23 protein-coding genes are annotated in these 21,378 nt (G+C 38.9%); 21 read left to right on the forward strand and 2 right to left on the reverse strand.

The window, feature by feature from the left end:
* Nucleotide 1: 1 nt before the first annotated feature.
* The 3 genes from argB to argH all read left to right on the forward strand — a co-directional run bounded on the left by argB (nt 2) and on the right by argH (nt 3,265).
* Nucleotides 2-775: an acetylglutamate kinase gene (gene argB, locus ABGT15_RS09450; RefSeq protein WP_367231172.1), complete on the forward strand. Its 774-nt coding sequence runs from the start codon at nt 2-4 to the stop codon at nt 773-775.
* A 3-nt stretch (nt 776-778) separates the two neighbouring features.
* Entirely contained in the window at nt 779-1,876 is a 1,098-nt protein-coding gene (locus tag ABGT15_RS09455) for a M20 family metallo-hydrolase (RefSeq protein ID WP_367231173.1), read from the forward strand.
* A 63-nt stretch (nt 1,877-1,939) separates the two neighbouring features.
* Nucleotides 1,940-3,265 carry an argininosuccinate lyase gene (argH, locus tag ABGT15_RS09460; RefSeq protein ID WP_367231174.1) on the forward strand — a complete coding sequence of 442 codons (1,326 nt, stop codon included), beginning with the start codon at nt 1,940-1,942 and terminating at the stop codon, nt 3,263-3,265.
* Here argH and ABGT15_RS09465 read toward each other — a convergent pair.
* Together ABGT15_RS09465 and tatA are read right to left on the reverse strand one after the other, a co-directional pair.
* On the reverse strand, nt 3,247-3,708 hold the full coding sequence (locus ABGT15_RS09465; RefSeq protein ID WP_367231175.1) for an Lrp/AsnC family transcriptional regulator: 462 nt from the start codon (nt 3,706-3,708) through the stop codon (nt 3,247-3,249). The genes argH and ABGT15_RS09465 overlap by 19 nt on opposite strands.
* Nucleotides 3,709-3,728: 20 nt before the next feature.
* Entirely contained in the window at nt 3,729-3,908 is a 180-nt protein-coding gene (gene tatA / locus ABGT15_RS09470) for a twin-arginine translocase TatA/TatE family subunit (protein ID WP_367231176.1), read from the reverse strand.
* A gap of 208 nt (nt 3,909-4,116) precedes the next feature.
* On the opposite strand from tatA, the gene ABGT15_RS09475 reads away from it, so the two are divergent.
* The 18 genes from ABGT15_RS09475 (at nt 4,117) to ABGT15_RS09560 (ending at nt 21,376) form a co-directional block, all read left to right on the forward strand.
* On the forward strand, nt 4,117-4,587 hold the full coding sequence (locus tag ABGT15_RS09475; protein ID WP_367231177.1) for a peptidase: 471 nt from the start codon (nt 4,117-4,119) through the stop codon (nt 4,585-4,587).
* Between the two features lies 1 nt (nt 4,588).
* Nucleotides 4,589-4,930, forward strand: a complete 342-nt coding sequence (locus ABGT15_RS09480) for an SdpI family protein (RefSeq protein ID WP_367231178.1) — start codon at nt 4,589-4,591, stop codon at nt 4,928-4,930.
* Nucleotides 4,931-4,936: 6 nt separating this feature from the next.
* Entirely contained in the window at nt 4,937-6,427 is a 1,491-nt protein-coding gene (locus tag ABGT15_RS09485; protein WP_367231179.1) for a GH3 family domain-containing protein, read from the forward strand.
* The gene (locus ABGT15_RS09490; protein ID WP_367231180.1) at nt 6,424-7,260 is read left to right on the forward strand and encodes a carboxypeptidase-like regulatory domain-containing protein; all 837 of its coding nucleotides are present in this window, start codon (nt 6,424-6,426) and stop codon (nt 7,258-7,260) included. Before ABGT15_RS09485 ends, ABGT15_RS09490 begins: the two co-directional genes overlap by 4 nt.
* Before the next feature lie 43 nt (nt 7,261-7,303).
* Entirely contained in the window at nt 7,304-8,992 is a 1,689-nt protein-coding gene (locus ABGT15_RS09495; protein ID WP_367231181.1) for a DUF6909 family protein, read from the forward strand.
* Nucleotides 8,993-9,004: 12 nt separating this feature from the next.
* Entirely contained in the window at nt 9,005-9,988 is a 984-nt protein-coding gene (locus ABGT15_RS09500) for a hypothetical protein (RefSeq protein WP_367231182.1), read from the forward strand.
* The gene (gene rfbB, locus ABGT15_RS09505) at nt 9,988-10,998 is read left to right on the forward strand and encodes a dTDP-glucose 4,6-dehydratase (RefSeq protein ID WP_367231183.1); all 1,011 of its coding nucleotides are present in this window, start codon (nt 9,988-9,990) and stop codon (nt 10,996-10,998) included. The genes ABGT15_RS09500 and rfbB overlap by 1 nt, the downstream gene beginning before the upstream one ends.
* Before the next feature lie 73 nt (nt 10,999-11,071).
* Nucleotides 11,072-11,929, forward strand: coding sequence for a glucose-1-phosphate thymidylyltransferase RfbA (gene rfbA / locus ABGT15_RS09510; protein WP_367231184.1), 858 nt, complete (start codon nt 11,072-11,074; stop codon nt 11,927-11,929).
* Between the two features lie 4 nt (nt 11,930-11,933).
* Nucleotides 11,934-12,485 carry a dTDP-4-dehydrorhamnose 3,5-epimerase gene (rfbC, locus tag ABGT15_RS09515; RefSeq protein ID WP_367231185.1) on the forward strand — a complete coding sequence of 184 codons (552 nt, stop codon included), beginning with the start codon at nt 11,934-11,936 and terminating at the stop codon, nt 12,483-12,485.
* Nucleotides 12,479-13,336 carry a dTDP-4-dehydrorhamnose reductase gene (gene rfbD / locus ABGT15_RS09520; protein WP_367231186.1) on the forward strand — a complete coding sequence of 286 codons (858 nt, stop codon included), beginning with the start codon at nt 12,479-12,481 and terminating at the stop codon, nt 13,334-13,336. Before rfbC ends, rfbD begins: the two co-directional genes overlap by 7 nt.
* A gap of 695 nt (nt 13,337-14,031) precedes the next feature.
* A complete protein-coding gene (locus ABGT15_RS09525) occupies nt 14,032-14,487 on the forward strand; it encodes an EamA family transporter (protein ID WP_437125359.1) in 456 nt (151 codons plus the stop codon).
* 3 nt (nt 14,488-14,490) lie between these two features.
* Nucleotides 14,491-15,414 (forward strand): glycosyltransferase family 2 protein, encoded by a 924-nt coding sequence (locus ABGT15_RS09530; RefSeq protein WP_367231188.1) that lies wholly within the window; start codon nt 14,491-14,493, stop codon nt 15,412-15,414.
* Nucleotides 15,407-16,300, forward strand: coding sequence for a methionyl-tRNA formyltransferase (locus ABGT15_RS09535; RefSeq protein ID WP_367231189.1), 894 nt, complete (start codon nt 15,407-15,409; stop codon nt 16,298-16,300). The genes ABGT15_RS09530 and ABGT15_RS09535 overlap by 8 nt, the downstream gene beginning before the upstream one ends.
* On the forward strand, nt 16,297-17,421 hold the full coding sequence (rffA, locus tag ABGT15_RS09540) for a dTDP-4-amino-4,6-dideoxygalactose transaminase (protein ID WP_367231190.1): 1,125 nt from the start codon (nt 16,297-16,299) through the stop codon (nt 17,419-17,421). The genes ABGT15_RS09535 and rffA overlap by 4 nt, the downstream gene beginning before the upstream one ends.
* 6 nt (nt 17,422-17,427) lie before the next feature.
* Nucleotides 17,428-18,888, forward strand: coding sequence for a glycosyltransferase family 39 protein (locus ABGT15_RS09545; RefSeq protein ID WP_367231191.1), 1,461 nt, complete (start codon nt 17,428-17,430; stop codon nt 18,886-18,888).
* A gap of 1 nt (nt 18,889) precedes the next feature.
* Nucleotides 18,890-19,816: an NAD-dependent epimerase/dehydratase family protein gene (locus ABGT15_RS09550; protein ID WP_367231192.1), complete on the forward strand. Its 927-nt coding sequence runs from the start codon at nt 18,890-18,892 to the stop codon at nt 19,814-19,816.
* Complete coding sequence (locus tag ABGT15_RS09555) at nt 19,807-20,595, forward strand: sugar phosphate isomerase/epimerase family protein (protein ID WP_367231193.1); 789 nt, start codon at nt 19,807-19,809, stop codon at nt 20,593-20,595. The genes ABGT15_RS09550 and ABGT15_RS09555 overlap by 10 nt, the downstream gene beginning before the upstream one ends.
* Nucleotides 20,579-21,376, forward strand: coding sequence for a glycosyltransferase family 2 protein (locus ABGT15_RS09560; RefSeq protein WP_367231194.1), 798 nt, complete (start codon nt 20,579-20,581; stop codon nt 21,374-21,376). Before ABGT15_RS09555 ends, ABGT15_RS09560 begins: the two co-directional genes overlap by 17 nt.
* The last annotated feature ends 2 nt before the right edge of the window (nt 21,377-21,378 follow it).

Genomic DNA, 21,378 nt, shown 5'->3' on the forward strand with positions numbered 1-21,378 from the left:
TATGGTACACGTAATAAAAATAGGCGGAAATATTATTGATGACGAATTGAAACTGGATGATTTCCTGAACAGATTTGCCAAGTTGAAAGGACCAAAAATATTGATTCACGGCGGTGGAAAATTGGCTACGAGCTTGGCAAAGGATTTGGCTATTGACCAACAAGTCATCGAAGGAAGACGTATTACCGACACTGAAACGTTGAAGGTTACCACGATGGTGTATGCCGGACTGGTGAATAAAACCATTGTGGCCAAACTTCAGGCAAAATCCTGTAACGCTATCGGGTTAAGCGGTGTGGACGGAAATAGTATTCAATCGGTTAAAAGAAACGACCTCACCATTGATTACGGTTGGGTAGGCGATGTGGAAAGTATCAACACCGGATTTTTACAGCATCTGATTGATAATGGAATGGTACCGGTTATCAGTCCGATTACCCACGACGGAAAAGGAAATCTCTTGAACACCAATGCCGATACCATTGCTACTGAAGTTGCCCTAGCACTTTCGGAAACAAACGAGGTGAATTTGAGATTTTGTTTTGAAAAGTTAGGCGTTTTGACCAACCCGGAATTAGACGGTTCGTGGTTGAGGATTTTGGATAGAAAGGAATATGAATATCTTAAGGACCAGCAGATTATCTCCAAAGGGATGCTTCCGAAACTGGAAAACGCTTTCAGAGCCAGTGAATTAAAAGTGACCAGAGTGGAAATCTGCCATGCTGATTATGCCAATGAACAGGGTGAATCCTTTATCGGAACCCAAATACTTTAAACAATGGAACAGCTACAAAAAGAAGCGTTGGAATTGCTTCAAAAATTGATTGCGACCCAATCGTTCAGTAAGGAAGAAGAACAAACTGCCGAAATTCTAAATGCTTTTTTTATTCAGAAAGGCATTTCAACAGAGCGATTGCTAAACAATGTTTGGGTAGAGAATAAGTATTTTGATGTATCAAAACCAACCATTTTACTGAATTCCCATCACGACACCGTAAAACCGAACAAACAATACACAAGAAATCCTTTCAGTCCGGATATTGAAGACGGAATTCTATACGGTTTGGGAAGTAATGATGCCGGCGGACCATTGGTTTCTTTAGCAGCTTGTTTTTTGCATTTTTATGAAAGACAGGATTTGCAGTTCAATTTAATTTATGCGGCTACGGCGGAAGAAGAAATATCAGGAAATAACGGCGTCGAAATCGTTTTGCCCGAATTAGGGAAGATTTATTTCGGAATCGTGGGCGAACCTACCAAAATGGACATTGCCATCGCTGAAAAAGGTTTATTCGTGATTGATTGCATTGCACATGGAAAATCAGGGCATGCCGCCAGGGAAGAAGGAGAAAACGCTATTTATAAAGCCTTGAAAGATATCGAATGGTTCCAAACGTTTGAGTTCCCGGAACAATCTGAAATGCTGGGCAAAGTGAAAATGTCGGTGACAATTATCAATGCCGGTGTACAACATAATGTGGTGCCAGAAAGCTGCCAGTTTACGGTTGACATCAGAACCACGGATAAGTACAACAATGAACTGGCTTTGGAAATTATCAAGAAGCATGTCGATTGTGAAGTGATTCCGCGCTCAACACGTTTAAATCCTTCTTTCGCACCAAAAGAACATCCCATCGTACAAAGTGGTATGGCACTGGGAAGAGCGATTTATGCTTCGCCAACTACTTCGGATCAGGCTTTGATGAATGGCTTTCCAACGTTTAAAATGGGACCGGGTGACTCGGCGAGATCGCATACAGCTAACGAGTATATTTATGTAGAAGAAATCAACAAAGGCATTGAAATTTATATAGAAATGCTGGAAAAATTTAACAAGACAGATTATGAAATCGTCATTAACAAACCGTTTGTGTAAACAAACACCTATAATAAAAGAGGCGATAACATATGTTACCGTTGAAAAATAAAATTTAAACATATGAAACTGTGGCAAAATACAACGGATAACGTTAAAACTTCCATTTCAGCAATGGTGGAGCAATTCACCATCGGACAAGATGCCATCTGGGATTTGTATCTGGCCGAAGCCGACATCAAAGGATCGCTTGCCCATACGGCCATGTTGCATGACATAGGATTGTTAACGACGGAGGAACTCAAACAGGCACATGAAGGTTTGGAAACGATTCTTCAAACCGTATATGACAAAACTTTTACGATTGAAGAAGGGGTGGAAGACGTGCATTCCCAGGTAGAATTATTACTTACTCAAATGAAAGGCGAGGTCGGAAAAAAAATCCACGCCGGACGTTCGAGAAACGATCAGTCCTTGTTGGATATCAAATTGTTTATCAAAGCCGAATTGAAGCAAATTGTTGAAAAAATCGAAACCGTTTTCAACAGCTTGATCGATTTGAGCGAGAAACATAAAAACGACTTATTGCCGGGCTATACCCATTTTCAACTGGCGATGCCTTCCTCATTCGGGTTATGGTTCGGTGCTTATGCTGAAAGTTTATGTGATGATTTGGAACTGATTCTTGCAGCATACCACATGGCCAATAAAAACCCATTGGGATCAGGTGCGGGCTATGGTTCTTCTTTTCCATTAAACAGATCACTTACAACATCGTTACTAGATTTTGAATCGATGAATCATAATGTGGTGTATGCCCAAATGACCAGAGGGAAAATTGAAAAAGTGACTGCGATGGCCTTGTCCGGAATAGCAGCTACTTTGACAAAATTTTCAATGGACGTGTGTTTGTACATGAACCAAAATTTCGGGTTTATTAGTTTTCCGAAGGAATTAACCACGGGAAGCAGTATTATGCCGCATAAAAAGAATCCGGATATTTTCGAATTGATTAGGGCTAAATGCAACAGAATACAAGCCTTACCGAACGAGTTGACGTTACTGACGAACAATTTACCTTCGGGTTACCACAGGGATATGCAGTTAACGAAAGAATGTTTGTTTCCGGCTATTATTACGTTGAAGGAATGTTTGGATATGCTTCAGATGATGCTGGAAAACATTATTATCAAAAAGGATATTCTATCGGATGAAAAATATCTGAATCTGTTTACGGTGGAAGCGGTTAACGAATTGGTTTTATCCGGAATTCCGTTTAGGGAAGCGTATAAAATAGTGTCAAGACAGGTGGAAGAAAATCAGTTTTCTTATAATAGCAAAACAATTAACCACATACACGAAGGCAGTATCGGTAATTTACAGAATGATAAAATCAAAGAGGCGTTTATCCAAAAAAGGAAACAGTTAGTTTACTCTTCCGATAAGTAATAGGAAGTTTCATTCTTCACCATGCTCATCACGATATTACTGTGATATTGGCCAATATTAGGAATATTCGCGAGTTTGTTCACCACGAAATTGTTGTACGCATCAATATCGGTAGTAGCAATTTTTAACATATAATCATAAATGCCCGAAAGACTGGTAACTTCCAGTATTTCGGGCATTTTTATTACTTCTTCCTCAAAACCTTTCAGGTTTTCTTTGGATTGCTTTTTTAAAGTGATGTTACAGTAGGCAAAAAGTTTAATGCCTACTTTGGCAGGATCCAATATCACCGCACTTTTTTTAATAACCCCGGACTCCTGCAGATGCTTTATCCTTTCGTAAGTTGGGGTATAGGATAAACCGACCATGGCTGCAACGTCTTTTACAGAAAGGGTACAATCTTTTTGTAAGATGTTCAGGATTTTTGCGTCTGTTTTATCCATACAAGGCAACTAAGAGTAGCTTATTCTTTAGTTTCTTCTTTCTTGTCAGCAGGTTTGTCTTCTTCTCCTTTGGCTGCATTTTTAAATTCTTTGATTCCGGTTCCTAAACCTTTCATCAATTCCGGAATTTTTTTACCGCCGAAAAGTAAAACGATTACCACTACAATTAAAATTATTTCGGTTGCCCCAAATTTTCCCATGATTCCTTGTAATTATGTTTTTGATACTTTAGATTCAAACTTATGCGACAAAGGTAGCCATAAAATCGATTTTGCAAACAAGTATTCCTTTGTTTTTAAAGAATGTAGCTTAAATTTAGGTTTTCTTTAACCAAACGGCGAAAAGGTTTACACAAACTTCAGGACAACCAAAGCGATATTGTTTATATTTGTGAATCAAACCTGTGCTATGTCTGAGAAACGACTGAAACGTCAGAAAATCAAAAAGAAACTCTTCAGTAAAAACCGTTTGGTAATCCTGAACGAAGACACCTTTGCAGAAGTTTTTTCCCTTCGCCTAACCCTGATGAATGTCTTTGTGGTAGCAACTTTGGGTGCGGTACTGATTATTTTCGTCACAACGTATATCATTGCCTTTACCCCATTGCGCGAATACATTCCGGGCTATGCCTCTACCGATTTAAAACGTCAGGCGGTTGAACTTACCCTGAAATCCGACTCACTGGAACAGGCCATGAAGCGTAACAACCTGTATGTGGAATCCATCAAAAAAGTATTAAACGGTGATTTGGAGTACGCCAAATTGAATGTCGATTCCATCATCGCAGCCGAAAAAATAGACCCGGAACAACTCGAAATAGGCCCATCCGAAAAGGAAATGGAATTGCGTAATGCAGTCGAATCTCAAAAACAAAAGTAACATGGAAGTATTGAATATGATTTTTGAATTACAGATTTTAGGCGGCTTACTCTTTACGCTGGCGGGTCTTTTTCAGTATTTTTTTCCACCGAAGAAAATCAATTCGTTCTACGGCTATCGTACCGGAACTTCGATGAAATCTCAGGAAAATTGGGATTTAGCCCAGAAAATATCCGCTAAGAAACTGATCCAAAGCGGTGTTTTTATACTCTTAGCCGGCATCCTGATGCATTTCTTTACACCTTCCGAAAAGATAAAAATGTTCTCCAGTATCGGCTTGATTTTATTGGGTGTTTTTTATATTCTCTATACAACAGAACAAGCCCTTACGCATAAAAAGTAAATTACAATGTCCTTAAAAGCCTTTTTAGCCAAACAATTTGCGGCGGTTATTCATGCCAAAACTCAAAGATGGGCGCAAAATCCTGTTGCCACCCAACAAAAAGTGTTTCAGGATTTGATCCGTCAGGCGGAAAGCACGCAGTTTGGAAAAGACCATAATTTCAACAACATCCATTCGTTCGAAGACTTTGCGCTAAAGGTCCCGGTTCGCGATTATGAAGCCTTGCGACCGTATGTGGATCGCGTGGTGAAAGGCGAAGAAAACATCCTTTGGAAAGGAAAACCGATCTATTTTGCGAAAACATCCGGAACGACTTCGGGTGCCAAATACATTCCGCTTACGACAGCATCCATGCCGTATCATATTGAAGCGGCACGAAACGCGATTTTAAGTTACATCCACGAAACCGGAAAGGCCGATTTTGTTGACGGTAAGATGATTTTTTTGCAGGGGAGCCCGATTCTGGAAGAGAAAAACGGAATCAAACTGGGACGACTTTCCGGCATCGTGGCGCATTATGTTCCGAAGTATTTGCAGAAAAACCGCATGCCTTCGTGGGAAACCAATTGTATCGATGATTGGGAAACCAAAGTCGACGCTGTTGTAGCAGAAACCTTTAACGAGAATATGGCGGTCATCTCAGGCATTCCTTCCTGGGTGCAGATGTATTTCGAAAAACTGAAGGAAAAGGGGAACAAGCCCGTTGGGGAAATTTTCAAGAATTTTAATCTTTTTATATACGGCGGTGTGAATTACGAACCCTACCGCGCCAAATTTGAAAACCTTATCGGCAGAAAAGTGGACGCCATTGAATTGTTTCCCGCTTCGGAAGGGTTTTTCGCTTATCAGGATTCCCAGAAAGAAAAGGGGATGTTATTATTGTTGAATTCTGGAATTTTCTATGAATTCATCAAGGCCGACGAATTTTTCACGGAAAACCCAAAACGGTACACCATTGGCGAGGTAGAAGTAGGAATTAACTACGTTCTGATCATTTCCACCAACGCAGGGCTTTGGGCCTACAATATTGGGGATACCGTACAATTTACAAGTCTGAAGCCGTATCGCGTTATTGTATCCGGAAGAATCAAACATTATATTTCCGCTTTTGGAGAACATGTAATCGGAAAAGAAGTGGAAGCCGCCTTGCAGGAAGCGATGGAAGGCACCAAGGTTCGGGTGAATGAATTTACCGTCGCGCCACAAATCAATCCGGTGGAAGGTTTGCCGTATCACGAATGGTTTATCGAATTTGAAAACGAACCTTCTGATTTAGACGATTTTGCGTTAAAAATTGATAAGGCCATGCGGAAGCAAAATGTGTATTACGACGATTTGATAACCGGCCACGTTTTACGAACCGTTATGGTGACAAAAGTGACGCAAAGCGGATTCCAGGAATACATGAAATCGATAGGAAAACTGGGTGGTCAGAACAAATTGCCGAGGCTTTCCAACGACCGAAAAATAGCGGATGCACTTCCTACTTCAAAATGATTGAAAAAAGAATTTTACTACTGCTGGTTTTTTGTACATATTCTGTTTTCGGACAGATTAAAGGGATTGTAATAGACAGCCTTTCCGGTCAGCCGGTTCCGTTTGCAAGTGTTTGGATAGTCGATGATAACAAAGGCGTTACCGCAGACGAAAACGGAACTTTTTCATTTAACCCCGAGTACAAAAACCGAAGCGCTGTTGTTACTGCAATAGGTTACGAACAGAAAACGTTCAGGGTTTTGGAATCTTCAGAAATCCGGCTACGTTCAAAAAATTTCGAATTGAAGGAGATGATAATTTCCAAATGGAAAGAAACCAAACAGCGTGAAATCGGTGAAACTGAAAATAGCATCAGTCAGGCCTTTGACAATGCGCCGCATATCGACCTTAAATATTTTCCTTATACCGAAGCGTATAAAAAAACGAAGTTTATCAAAAAAGTCTCCCTTTACACGGATTGCAGGATCGAGAACGTAAGGCTTAAACTTCACTTTTATGCTGTGGATGCCGATGGGCACCCCGGAGAGGAACTCCTGCAACAGGATTATATTGTTTCGGTAAAAAAAGGTGTTGGAAAAAGCAACTTCAACATTAGTGAGCTGGGCTTAAAAATGCCAATTAATGGGATATTCGTGGGCTTCGAAAAACTGATGCTGGAGCGAAACCGTACCGATAAAAAATATTATCCGTTGGTGCTTTACGATTATGTTCCGAAAGATTTCATCTTTACGTATTCCGGAGGAAAATGGGAGAAACAGGTAATTGGGAAGAAAGATCAAAACTCATCCGGAAAAGCGTACGAACCTGCAATAAATCTTACATTAACGAACTAAAAATAAAAAGCTATATTTGCAGGTTAGTAAATAGAAAAATTTAATGAAAGAATTAAAGAACATTTCGCGCTCACGAGCGCAAGAGTCCTCGGCAGCTATCGAGCGACTGTACATTACCATGAGACATTTATTTAACCGAGGTTTTTACAAACCGATGGGTGTCTCTGGAGAAACCTTACGCGAAGCCTTATTGTCTTTGCGTCCTGAAATTTACGGTTCCATAGCCGAAGAGAAAGTGGAACTGAACGGATTGCAGTATGTTATAGAGCGTTTACCGGTAGGCATTGAAGAGTGCCGATACATTAACTTAACATCGGATGAAGGGTATTCGAAATCCCATTTTAAACCGATTGTTCCGCCGAAAAGAAGAAGAAACTGTTACCGCATCGATGACGAACAAATGAATGTGGAAATCACGCGCGGGCGTTCCGACATTTATGACATTTTAACCCATTTGACTTTTATCTTCATCGAATCACACAAAATCAAAGACCGTGTGTTGATTGATGAAGACGGCCGTTTAACCCGCGACTGGGAGAAACTGGAGCAAGTGGTTTTGCAGAATAAGAAACTTACGTTAGTAGATCGGGAACAGGCAATTTCACACGCTTCCAATATTTTAGGAAGAACCTTTGCCGAAGTGCTGGATATTTATGACGGCTTTGGCACCAAAGAAAAACCGGATCGTTTTCTGCATGTAATTTATTGGTTAGGGAAACTGGCCATTGAGGAAGTGGTTGACAATAACAAACGTACCATTACGTTCAGCCCTATTTTAAGAGAACGTTTAGGACATCACATTTATGGGGAAATCTGGGCCAACAACATCAAGGAAGTTTTGGAACAGAACGATTTGCTGGCACGACCGATTCATATTATCAGCGCCAACATGCACAGTGTGATGAACTCTATTTTCGCTGAACCTGTTTTGGGCAAAAAATACAAAGGCGGAGATGATTTTCAGTTATTTGAAGATTTAAGTAAATCCGGAAATGATCCGCTGCGCAAGAAAGTGGAAGAATTTGCGTTACTACACGGTATGACTTCTTTACCGGACACTTCAGGAACCAATATTGATGTACAAATTTTTGACACGGCTAAAATCGATCTTAAAAAATCGGCCTTTCCAAAAGCAAATTTAGGCAAAGACAAACCTGTGTTAATCGTCATGGACTATGCTTTCGGAGAGCAGGCTTTCGAAACCATTGATGAATTACTAAAACCGTACAAATCCGGAAAAGGTAAAATATTCCTGAACGTGGAATCGGTTTCCATTATGGGGAAAGCCGGAATTTTAGAAGGCGGAAAAGGTGATATCATGATTCCGAATGCGCACATCAACGAAGGAACAGCAGATAATTATCCTTTCGATAATGAGTTAACTAAAGAAATGTTTGACGGGAATGATATTCCGGTTTTTGCGGGACCAATGGTTACCGTATTGGGAACATCCCTGCAAAATAAAGACTTGCTGAAGTTCTTCCACGAATCGACTTGGGGGGCTATCGGTTTGGAGATGGAGGGCGCTTATTATCAGAAAGCGGTGCAGTCGGCTTCCAAAATCCGTAAGAGCATCAACCCGAATGTAAAAGTACGCTATGCGTATTATGCTTCGGACAATCCTTTGGAAACAGGGAGCACTTTAGCTTCAGGAGGCCTGGGAACTACCGGTGTAAAACCTACTTATTTGATTACCATTAAAATTATAGAACAGATATTTAACGTAAAATAACAACCAACTTTTATGAGTACAAGTCCTCAAACCAACCCAAATGATCAGGAAATCGATTTAAGCGAACTGTCAAAACGTATCAGCGATTTTCTCCAATCATTAATTGATAAATTTTTTGATGGAATACTGTTTCTTATTCGCAATAAAATCACCATTGGAATTTTGTTTATCATTGGTTTTGGTTTTGGTTATTACCTTGATTCCAGAAGTGAAAATTATGAGAATCAAATTATTGTTAGTCCAAACTTTGGCAGTACGGATTATCTGTATTCTAAGATAGGACTAATCGAGGCAAAGATTAATGAAGGGGATACCGTTTTTTTAAAGCAATTGGGAGTCCAGAATCCAAAGAACTTTTCGAATATAGAAATTGAGCCAATCTTGGATGTCTACCGATTTGTGAACAATAATCAGCAAAATTTCGAATTGCTGAAGTTGATGGCAGAAGATGGAGATGTAAAGAAAATTGTGGAAGACAACCTTACCAGTAAGAATTATATGTATCATATGATAACATATAAGACAAAAGGGAAGACGACAAATGAAATGACGCTAAATCCTATCATGAACTTCTTGAACCAAAGTGAGTATTTTTCTAAATTGCAAAAAGAATACATCAACAATGTTCAGGCAAAAATTCAGGCAAACGATAATACAATTCAACAGATAAACGGAGTCTTGAATCAATTTTCTAATACCTTAGGGAGCAGTCAGAAAAGTGATAAATTAGTTTATTACAATGAGAATACTCAGTTAAATGACGTAATTAAAACCAAAGACGAATTAATCAAAGAGCAAGGTAATCACAGGATGGATTTGGTTAACTCAGACAGAATTATAAAGGACAGTAGTTTTACATTAAATGTTGAGAGCAGCAGCTTTTTAAGCGAAAATAAAAAAATTGTAATGCCAATGTTATTGATTGGGATGTTTATCATCTTTGGGGCGGCCCGATCATTTTACAGAAGACAACTGGCCAAAAGAAATTTAGCATAATGAAAAACATACTGATTACTGGAGGAGCAGGCTTCATAGGTGCCAATTTCGTACCATATTATATCGAAAACAACCCGGAGTATCATCTGGTTAATCTAGATTTGTTAACCTATGCCGGAAATCTGGACAATATAAAAGAAGTTCAGGACCATCCGAGGTATACATTTGTACAGGGTAATATCTGCGACAGGGATTTCATCGAAAAATTGTTTGCGACACACAACTTTCACGATGTTATTCATTTTGCTGCGGAGAGCCACGTTGACAATTCTATCTCAGGACCAGAAGCTTTCATCAGAACTAATGTTTTGGGAACGTTCAACTTGTTGGATACTGCCAGAAAACATTGGATGAATGGCCCTAACCACTATAAAGAAGGATATGAAAATTGCAGGTTTCACCATGTTTCCACAGATGAGGTGTATGGTACTTTAGGCGAAACCGGCTTGTTTGAAGAGACGACTCCGTACGCACCGAACAGTCCGTATTCCGCTTCCAAAGCTGGATCGGACATGATTGTACGCAGTTATTTCCATACCTACGGTATGAATGTGGTGACCACCAATTGCTCCAATAATTACGGTCCGAAACAGCACAATGAGAAATTAATCCCGACCATTATCCGCAAGGCTTTGTCTGGAGAAAATATTCCGATATACGGCGATGGGAAAAACGTTCGTGATTGGTTATATGTGCTGGACCACTGCAAAGGAATCGAATTGGCTTTTAAAAAAGGAATCGCCGGAGAAACCTATAATATTGGCGGTCGTAACGAGCGCAATAATCTGTACATAGTGGAAACGGTTTGTTCGATTCTGAATGAGCTGCAACCTAAACCAGAAGGGAAATATCAGGATCAGATTACTTTTGTAAAAGATCGTCCGGGACACGATTTGCGTTATGCTATCGATGCTTCCAAAATCGAAAACGAATTGGGCTGGAAAGCTGATGAAAATTTCGAAACAGGTATTAAGAAGACAATTGCATGGTATCTGAATAAATTTAATTAGAAACGTTTATTAATTCAAAATTTTAGGTTACGACTTTGCAGTTTTGCAATTTTGAAGCTTTGCAACATACAAAATGAAAGGAATCATATTAGCCGGCGGATCAGGAACACGCTTGCATCCGTTAACCTTAGCGGTGAGCAAACAGTTAATGCCCATTTACGACAAACCTATGATTTACTATCCATTATCAACGCTGATGTGGGCAGGAATCCGTGAGATACTGATTATCTCAACACCTCACGATTTACCTTTGTTTCGTCAGTTATTAGGTGACGGAACCCGACTGGGCTGTCGATTCGAGTATGCCGTGCAGGAACACCCGAACGGATTAGCCGAGGCGTTTGTCATCGGAAAAGAATTTGTAGGCAACGATAAAGTGGCCTTGATTTTAGGAGACAACATTTTCTACGGTACTGGTTTGGCAGAATTACTTCAGGCCAACAACAATCCTGATGGCGGTATTATTTATGCTTATCACGTACACGATCCGGAACGTTATGGAGTTGTGGATTTTGACAAGGATGGCAAGGTGCTTTCGATAGAAGAAAAACCGTTACAGCCAAAATCAAATTATGCGGTTCCGGGTATTTATTTTTATGATAATGATGTTTTGGAAATCGCAGCCAATATCAAACCAAGTCAGAGAGGTGAACTGGAAATTACCGACGTTAATAAAGAATATTTAAACCGCGGAAAGTTGCAGGTAAGTATTTTAGATAGAGGAACTGCTTGGCTTGACACCGGAACATTTCAGTCGTTAATGCAAGCGGGTCAATTTGTGGAAGTGATTGAAGAACGTCAGGGATTAAAAATAGGTGCTATCGAAGAGGCGGCTTACAAAATGGGTTTTATTGATGCCGACCAGTTGAAAATACTAGCAGAACCTTTATTGAAAAGTGGCTATGGAAAACACTTAATGAGTTTAGTATAACAGCATGAATGTATTTCCTACTAAATTATCAGGTTGCTTTATCCTAGAACCTAAAATAATTCGTGATGCTCGAGGGTATTTCATGGAGAGTTTCAATGAGAAAACCTTTCAGGAGGCAGCCGGTATCAAAGTTCATTTTGTACAGGACAATCAATCATACTCTACAAAAGGTGTTCTGCGCGGATTACATTATCAGAGCGGTGAACATGCGCAGGCTAAATTGGTTCGGGTGCTGCATGGAGCAGTGTTAGACGTGGCAGTAGACATCAGACCGGAATCGGAAACTTATGGTCAGTATGTAGCCGAGGTTTTATCTGGAGAAAATCAGCGTCAGTTGTTTATTCCCCGTGGTTTTGCACACGGATTTTTAGTGTTAAGTGAAACGGCCACCTTTTTCTACAAATGTGACAATTTCTATAATAAGGAGTCCGAGGGTGGTATTATGTACAATGACGCGACATTAAACATCGACTGGCAACTGGACAAGGAAGAATTATTGGTTTCCGAAAAAGATGCTGTTTTGCCAACCTTAGCAGAATCCAAAAAAGTATGGTAGTTCTGGTAACTGGTGCAGGTGGACAACTTGGACAAGCGATTAAACATATTGCCGGAGAATATCCGAAAGTAACTTTTATTTTCTGTTCCTCTTCGGAATTGGATATTACCGATAAAAAGCAATGCAAATTTGTTTTCGAAAAGTACCAGCCGGATTATTGCATCAATACGGCGGCTTATACTGCTGTAGACAAAGCTGAAAGTGAACCCGAAAAAGCAATTGGCATCAATGTTATGGGGGTTCAGAATATAGCGGAAGTTTGCCAAGAACACAAAACGGTTTTACTTCACATTTCCACCGATTTCGTATTTGACGGAAAAAAAGAAACGCCATATACCGAAACAGATATACCTAATCCTACAAGTATTTATGGCCGAACCAAGTTAGATGGAGAAGTTGTGGTTCAAAAATTTTGTGAAAAACATTTTATTATTCGAACCTCATGGGTGTATTCCCAATTTGGGAATAACTTTATGAAAACGATGCTCCGACTGGCTTCTGAAAGAGATGTTATTTCTGTGGTAAGTGATCAAGTAGGAACACCAACCAACGCAGTAGATTTAGCGGAAGCCTTATTGCAAATAATCACTGTCAACCAACAACTGTCAACGCTCAATTTATATGGGATCTATAATTTCAGTAATGAAGGACAATGCAGTTGGTACGATTTTGCCAGAGAAATTTTCAAAATAAATAGGATTGCAATTGCAGTAAATCCGATTCCCACGTCGTCTTATCCTACGCCTGCGAAGCGTCCTTATTTTAGTGTTCTAGATAAGCATAAAATTAAAGATACTTTCGGGATTACCATAAAAGAATGGGAAGTGTCGTTAGAACCGTTTCAATCTTAAAAAACAGTTGGTTGCCCAGCCATTAATAGAATTTTTCAGTTTTTCTCCTCAGAAATTAATTGCAACAGTTGCATTCCGGAAAGCAAATGGCTTACCGCTGTTAGTGCATCGGTAACGTGTTCTTGATGGTTTTTCTTTAATTTAGTGCGGTTGATGTTTTAGTGTTGTAAAAGTTGAAGTAGATTCAAATCATTCGAAACCGTATCGGACAAATCAAAAGAAAGTTTCGTCTTTATTATTGAAATGTTAAGGTTATTGTACTATTTTCCATCCTGAAATAATTGAACGGAACTCTTTTTTATTATTTGTCTTGATGTTAAATCTTGTAAAGTAAAGCCATATTTTAAAAATGTAGTGCTATTATTAATACTGAAAACGGTTGCAAATAAGGCTGTAAAATATTGGTGGATATCGGTTATAAGTGATGAAGAAGCAGACATTCCTGCAGCATTCCATAAATGAGTGCCTGTATTGGTGTAATATTCTATAGCAATTCCCAAAGCAAACTTTTGTTCTGATGCGACAACATCAAATGTGATATTTTGATATTGTTTGTAGAAAAATTGTAAACAGAGTATTTGCAGTCAATCGCTTTAGAGTGGTTGTTCAATATCTGTAAGAATTATTTTTTTCGTTAAGGGAAGATTTTGTTGATGAAAAGTTTATTGAAAGGGACTTGTGGTCTCTAAGCTATTTTGCCTTACCGCTTTTTTTTTATAGTTTTACACGCGTCGTGGAAAACGATCGTTAGTTTTCCGGAATTTAATTTTGATGCTTTTTTGATGAATCCATATTTATATATTGTAGGAACACTTTTTTTTACCGTTTTTGGACAGATCGTACTTAAATGGCGACTTTCCGGTTTAAAAGTAGTTTTACCGGAAGGAATGACAGACAAGGGTGTTTGTCTTTTCAAATTAATATTCGACCCTTTTATTTTTTCAGGTTTTACTTCTGCCTTCGTTGCCTCCTTGTTTTGGATGGCAGCTATGACAAAATTTGAAATTACAACGGCTTATCCTTTCATGAGTATTGCTCCTGCAATGGTTTTTTTAATAGGTGTTTTGTTTTTAGGAGAAACATTCACGATAGGAAAAGTAATCGGACTTACTTTAATTATTATTGGTATTGTTGTAACGGTAAAATATTAATGTATGAAAAAATTAGCTGTTGTATCACCGGTTTACAGAGCAGAGAAAATTTTAGCGGAATTGGTGCAAAGAATCAAGGCCAGTATCCCATCTGATTTTACTTCTTTTGAAATTGTTCTTGTGGATGATTTCAGTCCTGATAATTCCTGGAAAGTTATTGAAGAATTAGCGAAGGTGCATCCGGAAATAAAAGGGATTAAACTGAGCAGGAACTTTGGACAACATTACGCGATTACAGCCGGACTGGATTGCGCGGATGCTGATTATTTTGTAGTTATGGATTGTGATTTGCAAGACCAGCCGGAAGAAATGGATAAACTTTATCAAAAAACCAAAGAAGGATTTGATGTAGTTTTAGCGAGACGTTATGATAGGAAGGATTCCTTTTTCAAAAAGTTGGTTTCCAAATGCTTTTACAAAACCCTAGGTTACCTTACCGGTTCGGAACAAGATGAAACGGTAGCGAATTTTGGAATGTACAGCAGAAAAGTAATTAACGAAGTACGCGGATTAAGAGAGAGTATACGATACTTTCCAACCATGATAAAATGGGTTGGTTTTTCTACAGCTTATGTTGATGTTGACCATGCACACCGAAAAGAAGGAGCGTCTAATTATAACCTAAAAAGGCTTCTTAATCTTGCATTAGACATTATATTGGCATTTAGCGATAAACCGTTACGACTCATTATTAAATTCGGGATATCCATCGCTTTGTTTTCATTTGTTATGGCTGCGTATGCTATTTATAAAAAGATTAACGGAGAAGTAGTGGTTTCCGGCTATGCGAGTTTGATTACAAGTCTTTGGTTTTTAAGTGGTTGTATCTTGATAACCTTAGGTGTTATCGGACTCTATGTAGGGAAAACCTTTGAAGGTGTAAAACAAAGGCCGTTATACATCATTGATAAAAAAGTAAATGCTTAAGGTAGGTCTTTACATAATGGGGCTTAAAGGTCTGAATTGTCTGAAAGCAATTTATGATTTCACTCAGGAAAGTGATGCTACATCGCTTTCATACGTTGTTTACGCTACTGATAAGAACGTGGCGAATGATTATGCTTTGGAAATCGAAGCATTTTGCAAAAAACATTCATTGCCTCTTATAGCGAGAAAAGATGAGGATGAAAATTTATCAAACTGTTCCGACATCAATTTTGCAATTGGTTGGCGATGGATTATTCCCAATGAGAATGACAATTTAATTGTACTTCACGATTCCATATTGCCAAAATACAGAGGCTTTAATCCGTTGGTAACAGCGTTAATTGAAGGTGATAAAGAAATAGGCGTGACGGCTTTAAAGGCCAACGCCGAATACGATCGAGGCAACATAGTGGGTGTAAAAACCATCACGATAGCGTATCCGATTACAATTGAGACAGCGATAGAAGAGATTAGCAAATGTTATGATGATCTGGTAATCGATGTTTTAAAAAATAAAGCTGCAGACACGTTAAAGGAAACGGTTCAGGATGAGGCCCAAGCTTCTTACAGTTTGTGGCGGGATGATGAAGATTATCAAATAGATTGGCAGCAGGAAGGATACCGGATTTTGAATTTCATTAATGCTGTTGGATTTCCTTATGCCGGCGCCGTGACATATTTAGACAATCAGAAAATTATAATTGTAAAAGCAGCAATTGCAGAAGACGTCCTTATCGCAAACAGAACTCCTGGAAAAGTAATTTTTATGGATTCGGGAATCCCAACAGTAGTTTGCGGCAAAGGCCTTTTAAGGGTTATTGAAGCTATTGATGCAGAAACGGGTAAAAAAATTATTTTTCAAAAATTCAGAAGCAGATTCAAATGACAATACCATTTAATAAACCCTATTTAACGGGAAAAGAAACGGTTTATATTCACGATGCGGTACAGACCGGGAAAATATCCGGTAACGGAAAGTACACACAGATGTGTCAGCAATTTTTTGAGGAAAAATACCATTTCAAGAAGTGCCTTTTAACCACTTCGTGTACGGATGCTTTGGAAATGGCGGCTATTCTTTTGGATATCAAGGAAGGCGATGAGGTTATTATGCCGTCGTATACTTTCGTGTCTACCGCCAATGCTTTTGTTTTAAGAGGAGCAAAAATTGTTTTTGCAGATAGCAGAAAAGACCATCCTGGTATGGATGAGGCATCCTTGGAAAGTTTGATTACGTCCAAGACAAAAGCCATTGTGCCAGTCCATTATGCCGGTGTAGCCTGTGATATGGATAAAATCATGGAACTCGCAGAGAAATACAATTTGTTTGTAGTTGAGGATGCAGCCCAGGCGATAGAGAGTTATTTTATCAGTAAAGACGGAACTCGAAAAGCATTAGGTTCTATAGGACATATGGCGGCGTTTTCGTTTCATGAAACCAAAAACATCATATCGGGAGAAGGTGGGATGTTGGTGGTTAACGACGAGCGATTCATCCAGCGAGCAGAAATAATCTGGGAAAAAGGAACCAACCGATCGGCTTTTTTCAGAGGAGAAGTTGACAAATACGGCTGGGTTGATGTGGGGAGTTCTTTTCTTCCTTCGGAAGTGATAGCCGCTTTTTTGTGGGCGCAACTGGAAAATTTAAACGACATACAAGCCAAAAGAATCCAGCTTTGGAACACTTACTGCAACCAACTTAAAGACTGGGCACTTATAAATGGTATTCAGATGCCGTTTATACCGGATTTCAGTACCAACAATGGTCATATGTTTTACCTGGTGTGCAAGGATTTGGAACAACGGACAAAATTCATTAACAAACTGAAAGAACAAGGAATTCTCTCCGTATTTCATTATATCAGTTTGCATGAAAGTCCCTTTTATAACGACAAACACGACGGCAGGATTTTAAGAGAAACCGACCGGTTTTCAGATTGTTTGGTACGGTTGCCGTTATTTTATGAATTGAACATCGAAAACGTTATTACAGCAATCTTAGATTAAAAACAGATGGAAAAGATAAAGCAATTTTTTATTACCCATAAATATATACTAGCAATTTTATGTGTTGCTTCTTTAGTGCGATTTTACAAACTGGATTTCCAAAGTTTGTGGATGGATGAAATTTATACCTTAAACGTTGCCAGTCCGAAGCATTCCTTTTTGCAAATTCTATCAGAAGTTAATCTAAGAGAAAGTTTTCCGTATTTGTATTTTTTTATAATGAATACGCTTTTCACGCTTTTTGGTGATTCTTCTATTGTTGCGCGTTTTCCTTCCGTGATTTTCGGGATACTGGCTATTTGGATGATTTACAAATTAGGAAAGGAAATGCTAAATGAGAAAGCCGGATTAATCGCCGCATTATTATTGACATTTAACGAATACGGAATTTTCCATTCGCAGGATGCGCGTGCTTATTCGCTGTATTTGGCTTGCTTGCTATTCTCGTATTACAAATTTGTGAAGTTTCTAAAAGACGATCAACCCAACCGGAATCTAATTTGGTACGCCGTGAGCACCGGGTTAATGCTGAACACTAATTTTTTTAGTGTGCTTAACGTTTTGGCGCAAGGATCGATATTACTTTTAGTGTTGTTTTTAACACCAAAAGAAGAAAGAACAGCCTATTTTAAAAAGATCCTAAAAATAGCAGGAATTGTTTTATTGTTCTTCCTTCCTAACAGTTATAAGTTCTATCTTTTGAGTCAGTTTAAATCGTCGTGGATTCCTGCGCCTTCGAATGATGGTTTAACCAATATTATGAAAGAGTTCATCAGTAATTCTGAAATTCTGGTGTTTTTGTATGGTCTTTTGTTTACGTTTTTCATCATTAAAGTATTCAGTCAAAAGCAAACTAAAAACCTAAAACAGCTGCTGGAAAACAAATTGGTTTTGGCCTATTTAGTGTTGTTTAGCTGGATCTCGTTTGTAGTGGTAGTCATACTTCTTAAATCGTATTTAAGTTCTTCCTTATATGTATCACGTTATTTTATAAGTATTTTTCCGGCGATTCTTTTAATGATTTCCATAGCTCTGGCCAGTTTCAGGAATCTGTTTGTACGGTATTCTTTTTTACTGCTTCTGGTTTTCTTTGTAATTTTTGATTTGGTAGTGGTGAAAAAATATTACCATACACCATTGAAATCCCAATACAGGGAAGCTACCGACATGGTACGATTTTACAATCCGAAGAAAGAAGTAATTTATACGAGTTTAAAATACTGGATGGATTTTTATCTGAACAACAACGGTGTCGCGTTTGAAGTAGTAGACAAACCCAATCTTTTGGCTGTGGTAAATGAAATGAAAACAAATCCTGCGATGATAAAGTCGTTTTGGGTGGTTGACGGTTATGCCGATATCGTAAAATTGCCACCGGCAGAGCAACAGTTTTTAGATGCACATTTTACACTTCAGGAATCGTACGACGGATTGGGAGCAATTACCAGACATTACGTAAAAAAATAGCATGAAAGTACTAGTAGGACATACCGGTTTTGTAGGCTCAAATTTGATGGCTTCGACTGATTTTGACGTTTGTGTAAACTCTAAAAACATAGCGGAAGCATTCGGATTAAATCCTGATTTGTTGGTGTATAGCGGTGTAAGAGCCGAAAAGTTCCTGGCCAACAAAGAACCGCAGGCCGATTTTGAAATCATCCTGAACGCCATTGAAAACATCAAGAAAATCAACCCCAAAAAAATAGTGCTTATTTCCACCATAGATGTCTATCCGGATCCCATCGGTAAAGACGAAGATTTCATTATCGACGAAGCAACGGTAGAGCCTTATGGGAAAAACCGTCTGCATCTGGAAAAATGGGTGGAAGCAAATATTGCCGATCATCTTATCGTTCGGCTGCCGGGTTTGTTCGGTAAAAACATCAAGAAGAATTTCATTTACGATGCCATTCACATAGTACCTTCCATGCTGAGCAAAGAATTGTATGATAAATTTGAGAGTCATGACTTTGTATCCCAAAATTATACCCGTCAGGAAAACGGATTTTACAAACTAAACACAATTGGCGAGGCCGAAAAGAATATTTTAAAGCAACAGTTTCTCGACTTGGGCTTTACCGCCCTGAATTTTTCAGACAGCAGAGGGAAATTCCAGTTTTACAACCTTGAAAACCTTTGGGATGACATTGAAAAAGCATTGGGGCACCAACTTCGCAAGATAAACCTTGTCACGGAACCGGTTGCCGTAGATGCAATTTACCAACGTGTTTTTCAGAAGGCTTTTGTTAATGAAGTGAGTCCTAAAGTACCGCACTATGATTGTTATTCCAAGCATGCGGCTCTATATTCCGGCCAACCGAATTACATTCAGAACAGCGCAACCGTTTTAGAAGAAATAACCACTTTTATAAAAACACAGATCCATTGCAAGTAACCATTTCAAATATAGCCTGGACAGTAGCAGACGATCTGAGAATGTACGAATTGCTTCAAGCAAGAAACATTCGAGGTCTGGAAATAGCGCCGACCCGTATTTTTGGCAATCAGCCTTACGACGATTTGAACAATGTTGCAACGATAAAAGAGCAATTGAAGGATAATTTCAACCTCAATATTATTTCACTTCAGTCGATTTGTTTCGGAGTTACCGCTTCGATTTTTGAAAATGAGGCTGAAAAAGACATTATAAAGAAACATCTTAAAAAAGCTATTGATTTTGCCGCCGTATTGGACTGCCCGAATTTGGTTTTTGGTTCCCCGAAAAACCGCATTATCAAAGAAGGACAATATCAGGAAGCGGTTAGTTTTTTTTCAGAAATTGGTGAATATGCCCATGCGCAAAATACGATTTTGGCCATAGAGCCCAATCCGAAAATTTACGGAACAAATTTCATCAACACCACCAAGGAAGCCATCGGTTTTTTAAAAGACTGTCAGTGCAGGGGTTTAAAGATCAACTATGATTTCGGGACAGTAATTGAAAATGGGGAAGATATGAAACTGCTAACCGAAAATCCCGATTTCATTCATCACGTCCACATCAGTGAACCCTATCTGGAACCCATTTTAAAACGAAGCGAACACAAACAGCTGGCCGAAATTTTAAAAGCGATAGATTATCGAAATTATGTTTCGATTGAAATGAAAAACGGCTTGTCTTTTGAACAGCTGCAGGAAAAATTAAATTATATTCAAGATGTATTCCAAGTTTGAAAATAGTAAAGGAGTGCCCGATTTTCTGGCCTATGAACTAGGGGAAAAAAAGTACAAATATTGCCTCTGCATTCCAATTATCAATGAAGGGGATCGAATCATCCGTCAGTTGGAGCGGGCAATGCAGAACGGGATACAGGAAAAAGTAGATATTATTATCTGCGATGGGGATTCCACAGACGGTTCTACCGCTACAGACCGGTTGGAGGCTTTAGGTGTGAACACGCTTTTGGTAAAAAAAGGGCCTGGTAAACAAGGAGCACAATTGCGAATGGGATTTTGGTATGCGTTGGAACGCGGTTACGAAGGAATCATTACCATAGATGGCAATAATAAAGACAGTATTCAATCGGTACCGTTGTTTGTGGAAAAATTGGATGAAGGCTATGATTTTATACAAGGCTCCCGTTTCATTAAAGGCGGAAAGGCCGAAAACACACCGTGGATACGCCATTTTGCTGTAAAATTGCTTCACTCGCCGATTATTTCCTTAACGGCGATGCACTGTTTTACCGATACCACAAATGCCTTTCGCGCATATTCCAAAAAATATTTGACACATCCTGAGGTACAACCGTTTCGGGATATTTTTGTTACCTATGAATTGTTGGCTTATTTATCGGTAAAGGCCTCACAGTTGTCTCTAAGGGTTACGGAAGTTCCGGTAGAGCGCAAATATCCGGCTAGTGGTAAAACGCCAACGAAGATTAGTTTTTTCAGAGGAAATTCCAATCTGATGAAAATATTACTCCTAAATTTATTTAGAAAATACAACCCCTAAGT

This window comes from Flavobacterium enshiense, assembly GCF_040750275.1.
Classification (GTDB): domain Bacteria; phylum Bacteroidota; class Bacteroidia; order Flavobacteriales; family Flavobacteriaceae; genus Flavobacterium; species Flavobacterium enshiense_B.